The 14,207-nt window shown below is 44.8% G+C and carries 11 protein-coding genes; 4 read left to right on the top strand and 7 right to left on the bottom strand.

What is annotated here, in order from left to right; all coding sequences use genetic code 11:
- Nucleotides 1-14: 14 nt before the first annotated feature.
- The 5 genes from DWY55_RS05200 to miaA all read right to left on the bottom strand — a co-directional run bounded on the left by DWY55_RS05200 (nucleotide 15) and on the right by miaA (nucleotide 7,252).
- Entirely contained in the window at nucleotides 15-1,502 is a 1,488-nt protein-coding gene (locus DWY55_RS05200; RefSeq protein ID WP_005835497.1) for a DUF5687 family protein, read from the bottom strand.
- An 83-nt stretch (nucleotides 1,503-1,585) separates the two neighbouring features.
- Nucleotides 1,586-4,414 (bottom strand): M16 family metallopeptidase, encoded by a 2,829-nt coding sequence (locus tag DWY55_RS05195; protein WP_009037041.1) that lies wholly within the window; start codon nucleotides 4,412-4,414, stop codon nucleotides 1,586-1,588.
- Nucleotides 4,415-4,517: 103 nt separating this feature from the next.
- Complete coding sequence (gene kdsA / locus DWY55_RS05190) at nucleotides 4,518-5,318, bottom strand: 3-deoxy-8-phosphooctulonate synthase (protein ID WP_005828848.1); 801 nt, start codon at nucleotides 5,316-5,318, stop codon at nucleotides 4,518-4,520.
- A gap of 23 nt (nucleotides 5,319-5,341) precedes the next feature.
- On the bottom strand, nucleotides 5,342-6,268 hold the full coding sequence (locus DWY55_RS05185) for a diacylglycerol/lipid kinase family protein (RefSeq protein ID WP_009037039.1): 927 nt from the start codon (nucleotides 6,266-6,268) through the stop codon (nucleotides 5,342-5,344).
- Nucleotides 6,269-6,334: 66 nt separating this feature from the next.
- Nucleotides 6,335-7,252: a tRNA (adenosine(37)-N6)-dimethylallyltransferase MiaA gene (miaA, locus tag DWY55_RS05180; protein WP_009037038.1), complete on the bottom strand. Its 918-nt coding sequence runs from the start codon at nucleotides 7,250-7,252 to the stop codon at nucleotides 6,335-6,337.
- Between the two features lie 627 nt (nucleotides 7,253-7,879).
- On the opposite strand from miaA, the gene DWY55_RS05170 reads away from it, so the two are divergent.
- Together DWY55_RS05170 and DWY55_RS05165 are read left to right on the top strand one after the other, a co-directional pair.
- Nucleotides 7,880-9,172 (top strand): MATE family efflux transporter, encoded by a 1,293-nt coding sequence (locus DWY55_RS05170; RefSeq protein ID WP_005828839.1) that lies wholly within the window; start codon nucleotides 7,880-7,882, stop codon nucleotides 9,170-9,172.
- Between the two features lie 14 nt (nucleotides 9,173-9,186).
- A complete protein-coding gene (locus DWY55_RS05165; RefSeq protein WP_005828836.1) occupies nucleotides 9,187-9,807 on the top strand; it encodes a CatB-related O-acetyltransferase in 621 nt (206 codons plus the stop codon).
- Between the two features lie 10 nt (nucleotides 9,808-9,817).
- Here the strand turns inward: DWY55_RS05165 and DWY55_RS05160 are convergent, their stop codons facing one another.
- Nucleotides 9,818-11,878 carry a HelD family protein gene (locus tag DWY55_RS05160; RefSeq protein ID WP_005835504.1) on the bottom strand — a complete coding sequence of 687 codons (2,061 nt, stop codon included), beginning with the start codon at nucleotides 11,876-11,878 and terminating at the stop codon, nucleotides 9,818-9,820.
- A gap of 127 nt (nucleotides 11,879-12,005) precedes the next feature.
- On the opposite strand from DWY55_RS05160, the gene DWY55_RS05155 reads away from it, so the two are divergent.
- On the top strand, nucleotides 12,006-12,590 hold the full coding sequence (locus DWY55_RS05155) for a nucleotidyltransferase domain-containing protein (protein WP_009037035.1): 585 nt from the start codon (nucleotides 12,006-12,008) through the stop codon (nucleotides 12,588-12,590).
- A 2-nt stretch (nucleotides 12,591-12,592) separates the two neighbouring features.
- Here the strand turns inward: DWY55_RS05155 and DWY55_RS05150 are convergent, their stop codons facing one another.
- Nucleotides 12,593-13,357: a LuxR C-terminal-related transcriptional regulator gene (locus DWY55_RS05150; protein WP_120178028.1), complete on the bottom strand. Its 765-nt coding sequence runs from the start codon at nucleotides 13,355-13,357 to the stop codon at nucleotides 12,593-12,595.
- A 167-nt stretch (nucleotides 13,358-13,524) separates the two neighbouring features.
- On the opposite strand from DWY55_RS05150, the gene DWY55_RS05145 reads away from it, so the two are divergent.
- Nucleotides 13,525-13,989, top strand: coding sequence for a DUF2867 domain-containing protein (locus DWY55_RS05145; protein ID WP_005835508.1), 465 nt, complete (start codon nucleotides 13,525-13,527; stop codon nucleotides 13,987-13,989).
- The last annotated feature ends 218 nt before the right edge of the window (nucleotides 13,990-14,207 follow it).

Below are 14,207 nucleotides of genomic sequence, written 5' to 3'. Positions count from 1 at the left end.
ATGTTTAATGATTTCTATTTCTGTCTACTGTCCCTGAAGCCTTCCATATTCTTGTAGCGGCGTTTCATGAGTCGGTGATATACATTCATCAGCCAGAATTTGGAAGTGGCGATGAATGCCACGCCGATGCCGATAAGTATCCAGGGGGTGACCTCTTTGCCAAAGATGGCATTCAGTGCAAAAAGCAGCAGTAAAGGTATGCCGAAAGCACCTCCTGAAATCAGATTCTGCAGACCGGTGCCTATATTCTGCCGGCTGGTCATCTTTGAATTCAGGTCGGTAGTCTTGTTGTTGTAGACTGCCAGTTGGAACAGACAGCAGTATACGGCTCCCGGAATGAATATCAGCCATGCAATGCAACCGAGTACGGATACCTTCCCGGTAACCATACCGGGAATCATCAGAATCGTAGGAATGAGCAATGCAATGCTGTACAGTATGTATTTGGCACGCAGCAGCGAGTAGATAGATTCCTTGCGGCTCATCAGTCCGTCAATGTAATTGCCTTCGTAACCCATCAGTGTGCTGAGGAACATGATGCCGAAGATAATGTAATTATAAAGGACGAAGAAATCTCTCAGACCTCCGTCATACACATCGGAAAAGCTAATGATACTACTGAACATTATCACTACACCGGTGATGGAATAGAGCGAACGCTTACAAATCTTGTTGCGTAGCAATAACTTGAGTTCCAGTCTCATGTATTCGCCTATTTCGCCGTAGCGGTCGAGGAATTTGTATTCGGATACATGTTTTATCCGTGTATCTTCCACTTTGTTCAGTTCATTGTAGATGAGTTTCTGCATCAGGGTGCGGTTGATGAACCACATGAGGGCGATGGCAGCCAGTACACCGATGAATGACAGTATATTACCGGTGATGAACCCTTCTCCCAGATTGACAAAACAGTCGAAAAGCGGACTGTTGTCCGGAATGAATAGTGCGGCGGCAATGCCACCATATACTACTACCGGTAATGCCAGCCACCAGATGCGTTCACCCATCAGTGTGCGGCACAACAAGAACCAGTAGTTATTGAATACCATCAGCAGCCAGATGCCAATGCAATAGGTCAGCACACCACTGATTCCATAGAATTTGGTGACGGTGATGATGGAAAACGGAACAAACAGAAACAGCCAGAACAGATTGAAGCCATCCAGTCCGGAACGGATCAGCAGGAAGTCTATAAGACGATTCCGTTTGATGGGAAGCAGCAGGTAGGGCTTCACTTCCTGGGTGGGTGTTTTTTGGAAAGGCAGGCGTATCAGGAAATCCAGCACAAGGACAAATATCAATCCGGAGTTCATTACGTGATAGGCTTCTGTGGCACCACCGTCAAAGGCGAATGCAAAGGTCGTACCGAAGAATATCAGGTAACCGGCCCAGAAGACGAACATGAAGTACATCCAGAATTTTCCAAATTTACTTTTTTCGTACATCGGATTTCGTTTTTCCGCCAGTTTTCCGTGCTTGCGCAAATCTAAGAAAAGACTCATAGTATTTGTATATATAGAGTTTGTATAAAAAAAGCTGCGCTGCCTTTCATCGAACAACGCAGCCTTCTGTGTGTATGGCTCTCTTATTCTTTGTCAGGAGTTTCAGGACTGATCATTGATACCTCAATCTCATTCTTCTGCTTGAACAAGTCGTCGGTGAACTTTTGGATGTCCTTCACGGTGATGCTGTTGACAATCTGTTCGTAATCCTTTATCGGATTCATACCGGTGAACAGGTATTCGTCAATGCTTCCCAGCCAGTAGCTGTTTTCCTTCAAGTCTTCGGCGTGTTTTTTCAGCATGAACTCCTTCACTTTATTCAGGTCTCCTTCCGACGGACCTGCTTTGGCGATGTTGTCGAGTTCTGTAAAGATAATCTGCATCAACTTTTCTCTTTTTGCCGGAGCGGTTTCGAATATAATTTGCAGAAGGGCCTTTTCTTTCGGATATTTGCTTAACTGGCCGCCTACATATACACCGTAAGTGCCACCTTCGTCTTCACGTACCTTGGCTGTATAAACCAAGTCAAGAATCTGGCTGGTCATATCCAGCAGGATGTCATTTTTCAGGTCGTACTTGCAGTCACCGTTCAGCAGGACAAAATTTGACGCTTTAGCAGTTTCCTGCTTCCTTACGAACTCATTTTTATAAACTCCCTGGCGCATGTCGACTTTATTGTCCTTGAATGTTTCCTTGCGGTTGATGGCAGGCAGTGAACCCAGGTACTCGGCGATGAGTGGTTTCATTTCCTCCACATTCACATTTCCTACAAAGATAAAGGTAAAATCGCTGGCATCTTTGTAGCGGTCTTGATACATGGACAGAATCTTGTCATAATCCATCTTGTCAATCATGTCCGCCTTTATTCTGGCTCTTCTGGGATGGTGCATGTAAATACCGGCCGAGACAGAGTCACTGAACGCCACCTGGGGATTCATTTCCATATTCTGCAAAGCAGCTTTGTTGCGGTTCTTGTAGGATGCGAAGGCATCGTCGTCACGGCGTGGAGCGGTGAACGTCAAGTAAGTGAGCTGCATCATTGTTTCGAAGTCTTTCGGTGAACAGCTGCCATTGACGGTTTCTGTCTTGTCACCGATACCATAGCTGACGGAAGCTTTCTTGCCGGCCAGAACTTTTTCCAGGTCTACGGCACTGAAATTACCCAGACCACCGACACTCACTGCATCCAGTCCGTTGATGTTGATGATTTCCGAGTCGGGGAACAGGGAACTACCGCCTAGGCTGACTCCCTTCATGCGGATTTCGTCTGCCTTGAAGTCTGTCTTCTTGATAATGACCTTGACTCCGTTGGAGAGTGTCAGCGTTGTAGTGCCGAATGTATCATCTGTCTGCTCGGATACAATCTTTCCGCCTTTCGGGGCTTCGGCCATCAAAGGTTCATCCGACACCTTGTCTACGTAGGCAGTCAGTTTTTCAGCTTTAATATCTTTCAGAATCTTCTTGATTGCATCTTCTGTCGGCATTTTCAATCCTTCCTTATCCGGACCGAGAATTGCGACTACCTGGTTACTGTCTGTCACGAGGGCTTGCATCATCTGGTTCAGTGCGGCAACCGGAATGGCGGGAGCTATCTGATTGATGATGGCGTATTCGTTTTCGATGCCCGGAATCGGTTCGTTATCGAGGAAATGACGGACATATTCATCCACGTACTCTTCATTCTTGCGTTTGTCACGCTCGTTATAAGCAGATTCCAGTTGGCGCAGATATTCGGCACGGGCACGGTTGTATTCCGTTTCCGTAAAGCCGAATTGGCGGGCGCGTTCTGTTTCGCGCAGGAGAGTGGCTATTCCATTTTCTATGGCATCTTCCTTGCAGACAACGACACCGGTGAAGGCATCTTTGGTTTTGGCAACAAAGAAATCATCGTCATAAGTGGCGGCATATATATAAGGAGGATTGGCGGTCTGTACCAATTCGTTCAGACGCGCATTCAGCATATTGTTGATGAGCGTGGTTGCATAATTCTGTACCAGATAGCCCATGTCGCCTTTCTGCTCGTCAGGAGTGGCTTCGTGCTTGTTGAAGATGAGGGCTTGTACATTGGACTGTTCCTTGTCCTGATAAACCAATACAATAGGCTCCTTGTTGTCGTTTACCGGATAGTACTCGCGTTTGGCAGCATTGGGCTGGGCGGGAATATCAGAAAACATTTTCTTGATTTGGGCTTCGATGGCGTCCACATCTATATCGCCAACTACCACAATACCCTGAAGGTCCGGACGGTACCACTTTTCATAGTAGTCTCTCAAAGTTTGCGGTTTGAAGTTCATAACGACCTCCATCGTTCCGATAGGGAAACAAGTGGCATATTTCGTTCCTTCGAACATGACTGGAAGCATCTTCTCCTGGAAGCGTTGTATGGCGCTCATACGGGTGCGCCATTCTTCGTTGATGACTCCGCGTTCTTTGTCTATTTCCTTCGGGTCCAGGGTCAAATCGTTACTCCAGTCGTGCAGAATCAGCAGGCAGGAGTCGATGGCTCCCGGAGTAGTGACCGGCACATTGGAAATGTTGTATACGGTTTCGTCTACGGAAGTATAGGCGTTCAAGTTCTCACCGAATTTCACCCCGATACGCTCCAGGTATTGCTTCAGTGCATCACCGGGGAAGTGGGTCGTTCCATTGAAACACATGTGTTCCAGGAAGTGGGCAAGGCCGCGCTGGTCGGCTTCTTCCTGAATGGAGCCTACCTTTTGGGCAATGTAAAAGTCGGCCCGGTTTGCAGGCTGGCTGTTCTTGCGGATATAATAGGTCAATCCGTTGTCCAACTTTCCGATACGGACATTTTTGTCGACCGGGATAGGCGGCATTTGCTGTGCAAATACCTGCTGAAAATTGCAGCAAAGAATTAACGCTACAATCCATAAACCACGTAATAGATGTTTCATATTATTATGAATTTAAATTGTTCTTGAACTATCTGTCGGACAGCCCTTGGATAAATCACAACTTCTGTTGTTTTTTTCGGATTCCATTCCGGATAAATGGAATTTATCTGACTGCTTCCCGGATGCGGACTAATTTGGTCAGCAGGTCTTCCAGCAGGTCGAGTTTCAGCATGTTGGCGCCGTCACTCTTGGCTACGGCGGGATTTTCGTGGGTTTCGATGAACAGTCCGTCTACACCTACGGCAACACCGGCTTTGGCTACGGTCTCGATAAGTTGCGGCATACCTCCCGTGACACCACTGGTCTGGTTGGGCTGTTGCAGGGAGTGGGTTACATCCAGGATGACAGGGAAACCGAAGGTCTGCATTTCGGGGATGCCGCGATAGTCGATGACCAAATCCTGATAACCGAAAGTAGTTCCGCGTTCCGTCAGCATGACGTTCCTATTGCCTGCTTCCACTACTTTATCAGCCGCAAAGCGCATGGCAAGCGGAGAGAGGAACTGCCCTTTCTTGATGTTGATGGTTTTTCCGGTTTTGGCAGCGGCTACAAGCAGGTCTGTCTGCCGGCAGAGGAAGGCGGGAATTTGCAGAATATCCACATATTCGGCAGCCATGGTGGCTTCTTCGGCTGCATGAATGTCGGTCACGGTAGGTACTCCGAAGGTGGTGTGCACTTTTTGCAGTATCTTCAGCGCCTTTTCGTCGCCGATGCCCATAAAGGAATCCAGGCGGGAGCGGTTGGCTTTGCGGTACGACCCTTTGAATACATAGGGGATTTGCAGTTTTTCGGTGATAGTCACGATACGTTCGGCAATGCGCATTGCCATTTCTTCTCCTTCGATGACACATGGACCTGCCAGTAGGAAGAAGTTTCCGGCAGGATTATTCTTTAATTCAATCATAGGTTGTTACTGATTAAGTATTTTCAATTGGGTATAATCAATGTTATTGCTTCATGCAGTACGCTGATGTCCAGTGGAAAATGACGGTCGAGAATACGTCCGTCCAAATCGACAGAGGCATTTTGCGCACGCAGCACTTTTACTTTTTGCGTACGGTAGGGCATCACTACCTTATGGTTCAGAATCCGCCCTTGGATAAGCATCCACAATCCCGACCATAGTTGCAGCAATTCGGGACGGTAAATGACGGAAACATCCAGCCAGCCATTATAGGGCACTGCACTAGGCGCTTGTCCGTATCCCCACGCACTGCCTATGCAGACAGTCATGATGCGTCCGCGTATATGCTCGCCGTTTATCTTGAGATGCATGCGGTACAGCTTCCGTTCGAAGATAATGGATAGCAGTGCCATGAAGTAAGAGAGGAACTTCACTCCCCAGAAACGCTTGCACTGGTCGGTGATTTTCACGATACGGGCTCCCAGGCCTATGTTGATGGCATTGAGAAAGTAGCGTGTCAGATGCTTTTCACCGTCGTAATAATAGCAGGTACCCACGTCTATTTTCCGGCGGCGGTTGTTGATGATGCAATCCACCGCTTTCTTGTAATCCGAACTCATTTCCCAATAGTCGGCAAAGTCATTTCCTATACCATTGGGGATGATGCCGATGGCTATATTCTCCTTGTCTGGTGCATTGGAAAGCATGATGCCGTTAATGACGTCATTCAGTGCGCCGTCACCGCCTACTACAACAATGGTGCGGTAGCCGTTGTTGGCGAGGATGCCTGCCAGACGCTCTACCGAACCGAACCCTTCGGACTGCACATAGTCGTAAGGCACACCTTTGCTGTCTATGTATTCTTTGATTTCTTTCCACCGTTTCTGCACTTTCCGTGTTCCGGCTTTGGGGTTGTATATCACTCCCAACTTTTCGGGTTCTGCACTCATGATTCTATTTACAATTTGACTATTTACTATTTACGATTTAAATCACCCGGTCACTTTATCATTTCATCATCCTTCCAACTTCTTCTTTACAAAAGCTATCTTTTCTTCCATCGGCCACCGGGCATTCATCCAATGGATGGTAAATCCACGCCGTTCCATACCGCGGAACCAGGTCATCTGGCGTTTGGCAAACTGGTGGATGGCTGTTTCCAGTTGCGTGAACATCTCTTCATAGGTCAACTTGCCGATGACATAAAGTGTCAGATACTTGTATTCCAGTCCGTAATAGATGAGGTCATCCGGTTGGATGCCTTGCTCTATCAGACGTCGCACTTCGTCTATCATTCCTTCTTCCAGGCGCTGGTGCAGGCGGCGGGTGATTTTCTCCCGACGCAATTCCCGGTCGATGTCCACACCTATGATGAGACTGTTCATCTGGGGGAAGGAACGTTCGTCTACTGGGGTATGGGCATAATACTCTTCGATTTCGATGGCTCGTATGGCACGTTTGGCTGTGTCCACGTCCGTGGTATTGTGCAGGCTTTTGTAACCTTTCAGTATGTCGGTCAGTTCTTCCAGCGATTTGTCTGCCAGACGGGTGCGCAACTCGGGATTCTCGGGTACGGGCAGCAGACGGTAGCCTTTCAGTACTGATTCGAGATACATTCCGGTTCCTCCACATACAACGGGCAGGCAACCTTTTTGTTTAATAGTCTCGTAAGCATTCAAGAAATCACGCTGATACTCGAAAACATTGTACTTATAGCCCGGGGCGGCTATGTCGATGAGGTGATGGGGAATCTGTTTCCCGTCGACGGTATAGTCAGCAAGGTCTTTGCCGGTGCCTAGGTCCATCCCCCGGTAGATTTGCCGTGAATCGGCACTGATGATTTCCGTATGGAGTTCGGCGGCCAAGGCGGCTGCAAATGGAGTCTTTCCTGAAGCGGTAGGCCCTAATATGGCGATTAAATCATAGTCTGGCATATATAAGTTCTTGTTAATCTCACTACAAAGATAGTGCAAACCGAATGCAGAATAAAATGAACTCGTTCATTTTTTATGCTGAGGTGCAGCTTATCTTCGTGTTAGTGCAAAGATAATGCAAACTGGGAGTATAATGGAAAGAACTTGCTTATTTTTTTACGTGATGCTATACCTCCTTTTCCATTTTGAAGCAGAAAAAGTGAAAAAGGACGTGAAAACGAGCATTTATCTTATTAAAATGTGTTATGAAACATGCTTTTTTTCTTGGAAAGTTTGTCAATGTCCCAAAAGTCCGTACATTTGCAATGTGTTTTTCATAGTATTAGATTTAAGGTTAACAAAGGTTGGAGTACAGCGGTACTCCTTTTTTTATGCCCTAAACTGAACTTTGGCACTTTTTTTCTATATTTTTACACTATATATTGAATGAACAAACATATTCACCTCTTATGAAGCTCTGTATATAGCTACGCTCAACGAATAGCCCTGCTTGATAAAGCTATTCAGCTATCTGGCAAACGATGACCCGTTTGCCACAGAGATTGTGTATCCTTTTATTCATGAATTTGCAGGATGGCATGCTGTACTTGTACAGTGTGTTGTTTTGTGCTATTTTATTGTTGAGCAATGCATTATACATATAAACAGATATGGCTTATCAACTTTCCGGTAATGATGAGCATTTTGATGGAGCAGCTGATAAATATAACCGATGCTGTTTTCTTAGGTCACGTTGGCGAGGTGGAATTGGGAGCATCTGCCATTGCGGGGATTTATTATTTGGCGGTCTACATGCTTGGGTTTGGGTTTAGTATCGGATTGCAGGTGATGATTGCCCGAAGGAATGGAGAATGTGACTATGGTAAGGCTGGGAAGATATTCTTTCAAGGTTTCTTCTTTTTATCGGGATTGGCCATTTTGCTTTGTCTGCTGATGCAGGCAAGTTCTCCTTTCATATTGGGAAGGTTGATTTCCTCGCCGGAGATTTATCGGGCTGTAATTCAATATCTGGACTGGCGCAGTTTCGGTTTGCTGTTTTCGTTTCCGTTTTTGGTTATCCGTTCTTTTCTTGTGGGAATAACATGCACTCGGGCATTATCGTGGGCTGCTGCCGTTGCAGTAGTGATTAATATTCCTTTGAATTATATTCTGATAATTGTTGGAGGACTGGGAATATCGGGAGCTGCCATTGCTTCTTCTCTGGCAGAGATGGGTTCTTTGGTGATGCTTCTTTTCTATGTATGGCTGAAAATAGATAAAGGGAAATATGGATTGAAACCGGTATATGACGGAAAGCTGTTGGTGGATGTGCTGAGCTTGTCGGTATGGAGCATGCTTCATGCCTTTATCAGCGTGGCTCCGTGGTTCTTGTTTTTTGTGGCGGTGGAACATTTGGGTAAAACGGAATTAGCCATTTCCAATATTACGCGAAGTGTATCTGCTGTCTTTTTTGTAATAGTCAATTCTTTTGCGGTCACTACGGGTTCGCTGGTCAGTAATGCGATTGGGGCTGGAGAAAGGAGGGCTGTTTTCATTATCTGCCGTAAGATACTGAGGTTGGGCTATTCTGCTGGATTTCCACTGATAGGGGTAGCTGTATGTTATAATCGCTTGATAATAGGAATCTATACAGATAACGAACTGTTGACGGAGCAGGCTTTCATCCCTTTTGTTGTGACGTTGCTGAATTATACCTTTGCCTTGCCAGGCTATGTATATCTCAACGCAGTTGGAGGGACCGGTAAAACCCGGATTACTTTTCTTTTCCAAGTGACTACCACTGTCGTGTATTTGGGGTATCTTTATTGGTTAAGCGCTTGCACTCATGCATCCTTGGCTATTTACTTAACGGCAGAATACCTTTTTGTGATTTTGCTGGCACTGCAATCGGTTTTCTATTTAAGAAGTAAACAATATTAGAAACATATCGAATTATGATGACTAAAATATATCCGCGTACGGGAGATAAGCAAACCGTATATCTTAATGCTGTTGTAAAGGATCCTCGAATAGAGGTTGGTGACTATACTATTTATAATGATTTTGTAGCTGACCCTTTGTTGTTCGAGAAAAACAATGTGCTGTATCATTACCCCATCCATCAGGAGAGGCTGGTTATTGGTAAATTCTGTTCCATTGCTTGCGGTACGAAATTTCTGTTCAACTGTGCCAATCATACGTTGAAATCTCTGTCTACTTATACATTTCCTTTATTTTACGAAGAGTGGGGATTGAAGAAATCGGACATAACGGATGCATGGGATGACAAAGGAGATATTATAATAGGTAATGATGTTTGGATTGGTTATGAAGCGGTGATAATGGCTGGTGTTCATATAGGAGATGGGGCGATTATTGGTGCACGTGCTGTTGTGACTAAAGATGTTCCCCCTTATACAATTGTAGGGGGAACTCCTGCCAAAGAAATCAGGAAACGTTTTGATGAGGATGTGGTGAAGAAATTATTGCGGCTGCAATGGTGGGATTGGTCGATTGATGAGATACGCTGTTACTTGCCGCATCTTGTACAAGGCTGTTGGGATAGATTTCCTTAATAATCCATCATCAGTGAGTTGCCGGTCTTGCCTCGTGAAATGTCAAGGTTAGGCGGTGCATAGCTCTGGTTACAGCTACATAAAGCATACTCTTGTCAATCTCCGAACGGTAATTTCTCTCATCCGTCTGTGGAATAATGACTTCGTCAAACTCAAGCCCTTTTGCCATGTGGGCAGAGGTGATGACGATGCCTTGCACAAATGCGGAGCTTTGACTTGATAGGAAGCTGATATCATTGGCATATGATTTCAGCATGTCTGCCATCTTCCTGGCTTGCTGCTCCGTCTTGCATATGATGCCAAGAGACTTATATCCGGATTTCCGGTAAGTGGAGATTAGCCCCATAATGCCGGACAGTTCTTCTACGGCACTGCCGAACTGCAGGATTTGTGGCTTTTCTCCATGCCGGGCAACCGGTTCCAGCTCTGCGTTAGGATGAATCTTTTGCGCAAAATCCGTAATCTCGAAGGTGGAACGATAACTCTTACACAATTTCATGATTTCACTTGCAGTAAGTGACTTTTGGATAGTTTCTGCTGTGGATGAGCCATAAGGATTCACGGACTGTCCTGCATCGCCCAACACGGTTTTCCGGCATGGAAAGAGTTTCTGTATTACCTTGTACTGTATGGGCGAATAGTCCTGCATCTCATCTATCAACAGATGTTTGACTCTGAATGGCTGGTTCCCGTTTCCCTCCAATGCCAAGTGTAGGTATGCCAGCGGTGCCAAGTCTGAGTATTCGAGTGTATGTCCCTTTCGCATTTTGAACATTCCGGGATTATTTGTCCATTTAAAGAAATCTTTGTAGACTTGAATGTCGTTATTGCCTGCAAACATTAGTCTGATTTCTTTTTTCAAAAGGTTTCTGCCGGCGGTGGTTACCGTAAAGGCGTATTGTATTTTCAACATATCCAGCATATAATCAGCCATAGCATCAAATCGTCGGCGTATGGGATAACGGTTGAAACGTAGGTACTGTTCTTCAATAAACGGGGCAGGTATGGTGATGTATTTGGTCAGCTTCACGTCTGCTGCCTTGAAGTAGGTGTTCTCTATGTGGAGGATAAACTTGTCAAGCTCTGAAATGAAGCCGAAAGAGGCTTTATAGGCTATTCTGTCGATGAGGCTTGAGGATGGCTTTTCTAACAGTTCATTCACTAGCCCGAAGTATGTTTGGTACTTATATTTGTGTTCCAACACTCCGGAGAGTATTTGTTCCATACTGGTTTCGGGCACGGTTTCTTCCCCAAGTTCGGGGAGGACGTTGGAGATATAATCGGAAAACACTTTGTTGGGGGAGATAATCAGAATATCTTTTGATGAGATGCTGTCTCTGAAGGTATAGAGCAGGTAGGCTATGCGGTGCAGGGCGATGGATGTTTTTCCAGAGCCGGCCACTCCTTGAATAATAAGCGTGCGGATATCTTCGTTGCGGATAATCCGGTTCTGTTCCCGTTGGATGGTGGCAACGATATTTTTCATCTTGTCATCTGCATTGGAACTTAACTCTTTTTGCAGAATGTCGTCATGGACGGTCAGGGCACTTTCAATCATAAATTCCATTTTGCCGCCCCGAATTCTGTATTGGCGTTTTAGGGAAATTACTCCTTTAATCTCTCCCGATGGAGACCGATAGCCTGCTTCTCCTAATTCATGGTCATAGAACATGCTCGAAACGGGTGCTCGCCAGTCATGGATAAGGGTAGCTCGACTTTCCGGGTCATAGAAGGTATGGATACCTATATAGATAGGCATCACTTTGCTGTTTTCTTTCTTTTCCAAAAAATCAATTCGTCCGAAGTAAGGAATGGCAAGTATCTTGGTGAGCCGCTTATGCTTGTTGATTACACTTTCCCCCAAGGCAAAATGGTTCAGGATGCTTTCGCGCATGGAGCGTATCTCGTGTGGGTCGATGTCTTTGTTGGACCAGATATAGTCTTTGTATTCTGCCAAGGTGTCGACGTGGTCTTTCACGGATGCGTCGGTATTACCGATAACCTTTTTCAGAAAACTGATTATTTGCTTTAAATATTCTTTCTCTTGTTTCTCTGTTTGATTGAATGCCATAATTAGTTGTTGCTAAAAGATAAGACAGTGTGCAAAATTAGTGTATTGTATCAAGAAGGGAAATGGCTATTTATAGCTATATACTGGGAAGTTTTATATCTTTGCACATTCAAAAAAGTGGAGGTAAATGGACATTCATGAGCTTGCAAGGCAGAATCAGCAATCTGCATGGAAAGTATTGGAAGATACCTGTATTATTGAAGCATGGGAGCGCATTGGAGCAACCGTTCATTTGGTGGGCTCACTCCGTACCGGGCTGTTGGCGAAAAGTAGGGATATAGATATCCATATTTATACCGATAGGTTGGATGTAGGAGAGAGCTTTTCGGTCATCCGGGAACTTGCGGAACGGTTGCCTTTGCAGGAAATACAATATAGGAACCTTATCCATACGGAGGAAGAGTGCATGGAGTGGCATGCTTTATATAAGGATAGAGAACAGAATACTTGGAAGTTTGATATGATTCACATCCGGAAAGGTTCCAGGTATGATGGTGTTGTAGAAAAGGTGACTGCCGCTATTGCGGAGCGCCTTACTCCTGAAATTAGGAAAACGATATTGCAAATCAAATTCGATGTGCCGGATGGTGTAACGATTCCAGGTATAGAGATTTATCATGCTGTCTTTACGGGAGGTGTCCGCACTTATAAGGAGCTTGAAGAGTGGCGCAAAACAAATCAGTTGGCGGACAGTCTCGGTTGGCTTCCGTAATCTTAGAGGTAGATACCAAGATTTTCTACTATATGGATGGCTTCCATTATATTGTTGGCATCTAACTTGCTTAGGATGTTTTTCCGGTGATTGTTCACAGTATAGATGCTCACTCCCAGCTGGTGAGCGATTTCCTTGCTTAGAAAACCTTGTCGGATGAGTCGTAATATTTCTTTCTCCCGGTTGGATAATTGTTTGTCAGGAGAAACAGTGCATGTTGGAAGCATCTCTCCCGTTTTTCTGTTCACCACCGTCCGTTTGATTCTTTCGATAGGGGTCTGGTCGGGAAGTATGTCCATTACTCCCATGATTATCCAGGCTTTACCATTCCGGTCTGTTTCTATGACTTGTTGCCGGCTACTTACATTGATATACTGTTGCCGTGCATTCAACATACGGAATTGAAATATTTGCCGGTAGTCATTTCTTTCTTCCGGTGGGAGTGAGTAGATGAACTGTCCATGCTCGATTTGGCATTCTGTGAGTTGAATTCTGTCATCAGGGTGTATTCTCTCTTCCAGTAAATCGCCTTGTTGCTTGATTGTCTTTATCCAAGTGGGATTGTATCCGAAAAGATGGGCAAAACTGTCGGATGCAAAATCGTATCTCTCTTTAAATACGTCAACTGTAAAAATACAGCTCTGACTCATTTGTGAGAACGCTTGCACGGATATTCTTTTCTTGTTCCACAAATCATAGTCCACATCGGGACCGCTAATCTGCTGTCTTGCCCATAATTCTTTGGGAGTTGTCTTGTTGGTAGTCATGGAACAAAGATAACTGATAATTTTCTTTTGAGCTTTATCTTTTACGGGATAATATTATTTCTAAGAATATGTTGTAGGGTTGGATTAAGTGGCTACCTTTGTAGGCCGTGTCATTGGGGACGTCGTGAATGAAAAGCAAACGAGTAATAAATTCAATATGTGATAAGATGAAAGATATACCGGCAGACAGCTTAATAAAGAATTATTTTCCTGTAGATTATATAGATTCTTTTTCTAAAGTGATGGTCACTGGGCAGGCTTTGACACCGGAAGATTTTCGCAATCTTGCCTTCAGCCGATTTCCTAAGTGGATTGGTTGGCTCATGAATTTTAGGAATGCGATTGTAAAGCCATTAGGACTGGATACAGCAACTAGATTTACAGATATGGTCTTGGATAAAAATCTGCATGAAGAAATTCTCGGAATGCCGGATAAGCATCTTGATTTCCATGTGTCCATGTGGTGCGGGGAATATCACGAAGGAAAACAAGAACTTCGGATTACTACTGTTGTGAAGTACAATAATTGGCTGGGAAGGGCATATTTCTTTATTATCAGACCTTTTCATGGGATAATAGTAAAGTCTATCTTAAAGCATGTTGCTGGGGATAGGGGGAGTGGGTGTAAATAAATACTCCCATTGAAATATTATCATTTCAATGGGAGTATTTATTTGAGTGGTGCCACCAGGAATCGAACCTTTTGCTTCGGTTTATTCTAACTCCTTGAGTGACTGCACATTTTTTGCTTTATCTTTTATGAAAACCATTGAATTGGCCTTACGCTAAATTCATTGTTTTTCTTTACTAATCTGACAAAATTTGTCTCTTTGACACTGCAAATATAATA

The organism is Bacteroides sp. AF25-38AC (assembly GCF_003602995.1).
Taxonomy (GTDB): Bacteria; Bacteroidota; Bacteroidia; order Bacteroidales; family Bacteroidaceae; genus Bacteroides; species Bacteroides uniformis.
Note: the sequence above shows the minus strand (reverse complement) of the source record. Positions and strands in the feature narration are given on the sequence as shown.

Excerpts from the sequence above, each read along its gene's own strand:
- DWY55_RS05200 (WP_005835497.1), bottom strand. The coding sequence starts at position 1,502 with ATGAGTCTTTTCTTAGATTTGCGCAAGCACGGAAAACTGGCGGAAAAA.
- DWY55_RS05195 (WP_009037041.1), bottom strand. The coding sequence starts at position 4,414 with ATGAAACATCTATTACGTGGTTTATGGATTGTAGCGTTAATTCTTTGC.
- kdsA (WP_005828848.1), bottom strand. The coding sequence starts at position 5,318 with ATGATTGAATTAAAGAATAATCCTGCCGGAAACTTCTTCCTACTGGCA.
- DWY55_RS05185 (WP_009037039.1), bottom strand. The coding sequence starts at position 6,268 with ATGAGTGCAGAACCCGAAAAGTTGGGAGTGATATACAACCCCAAAGCC.
- miaA (WP_009037038.1), bottom strand. The coding sequence starts at position 7,252 with ATGCCAGACTATGATTTAATCGCCATATTAGGGCCTACCGCTTCAGGA.
- DWY55_RS05170 (WP_005828839.1), top strand. The coding sequence starts at position 7,880 with ATGCATTATACATATAAACAGATATGGCTTATCAACTTTCCGGTAATG.
- DWY55_RS05165 (WP_005828836.1), top strand. The coding sequence starts at position 9,187 with ATGATGACTAAAATATATCCGCGTACGGGAGATAAGCAAACCGTATAT.
- DWY55_RS05160 (WP_005835504.1), bottom strand. The coding sequence starts at position 11,878 with ATGGCATTCAATCAAACAGAGAAACAAGAGAAAGAATATTTAAAGCAA.
- DWY55_RS05155 (WP_009037035.1), top strand. The coding sequence starts at position 12,006 with ATGGACATTCATGAGCTTGCAAGGCAGAATCAGCAATCTGCATGGAAA.
- DWY55_RS05150 (WP_120178028.1), bottom strand. The coding sequence starts at position 13,357 with ATGACTACCAACAAGACAACTCCCAAAGAATTATGGGCAAGACAGCAG.
- DWY55_RS05145 (WP_005835508.1), top strand. The coding sequence starts at position 13,525 with ATGAAAGATATACCGGCAGACAGCTTAATAAAGAATTATTTTCCTGTA.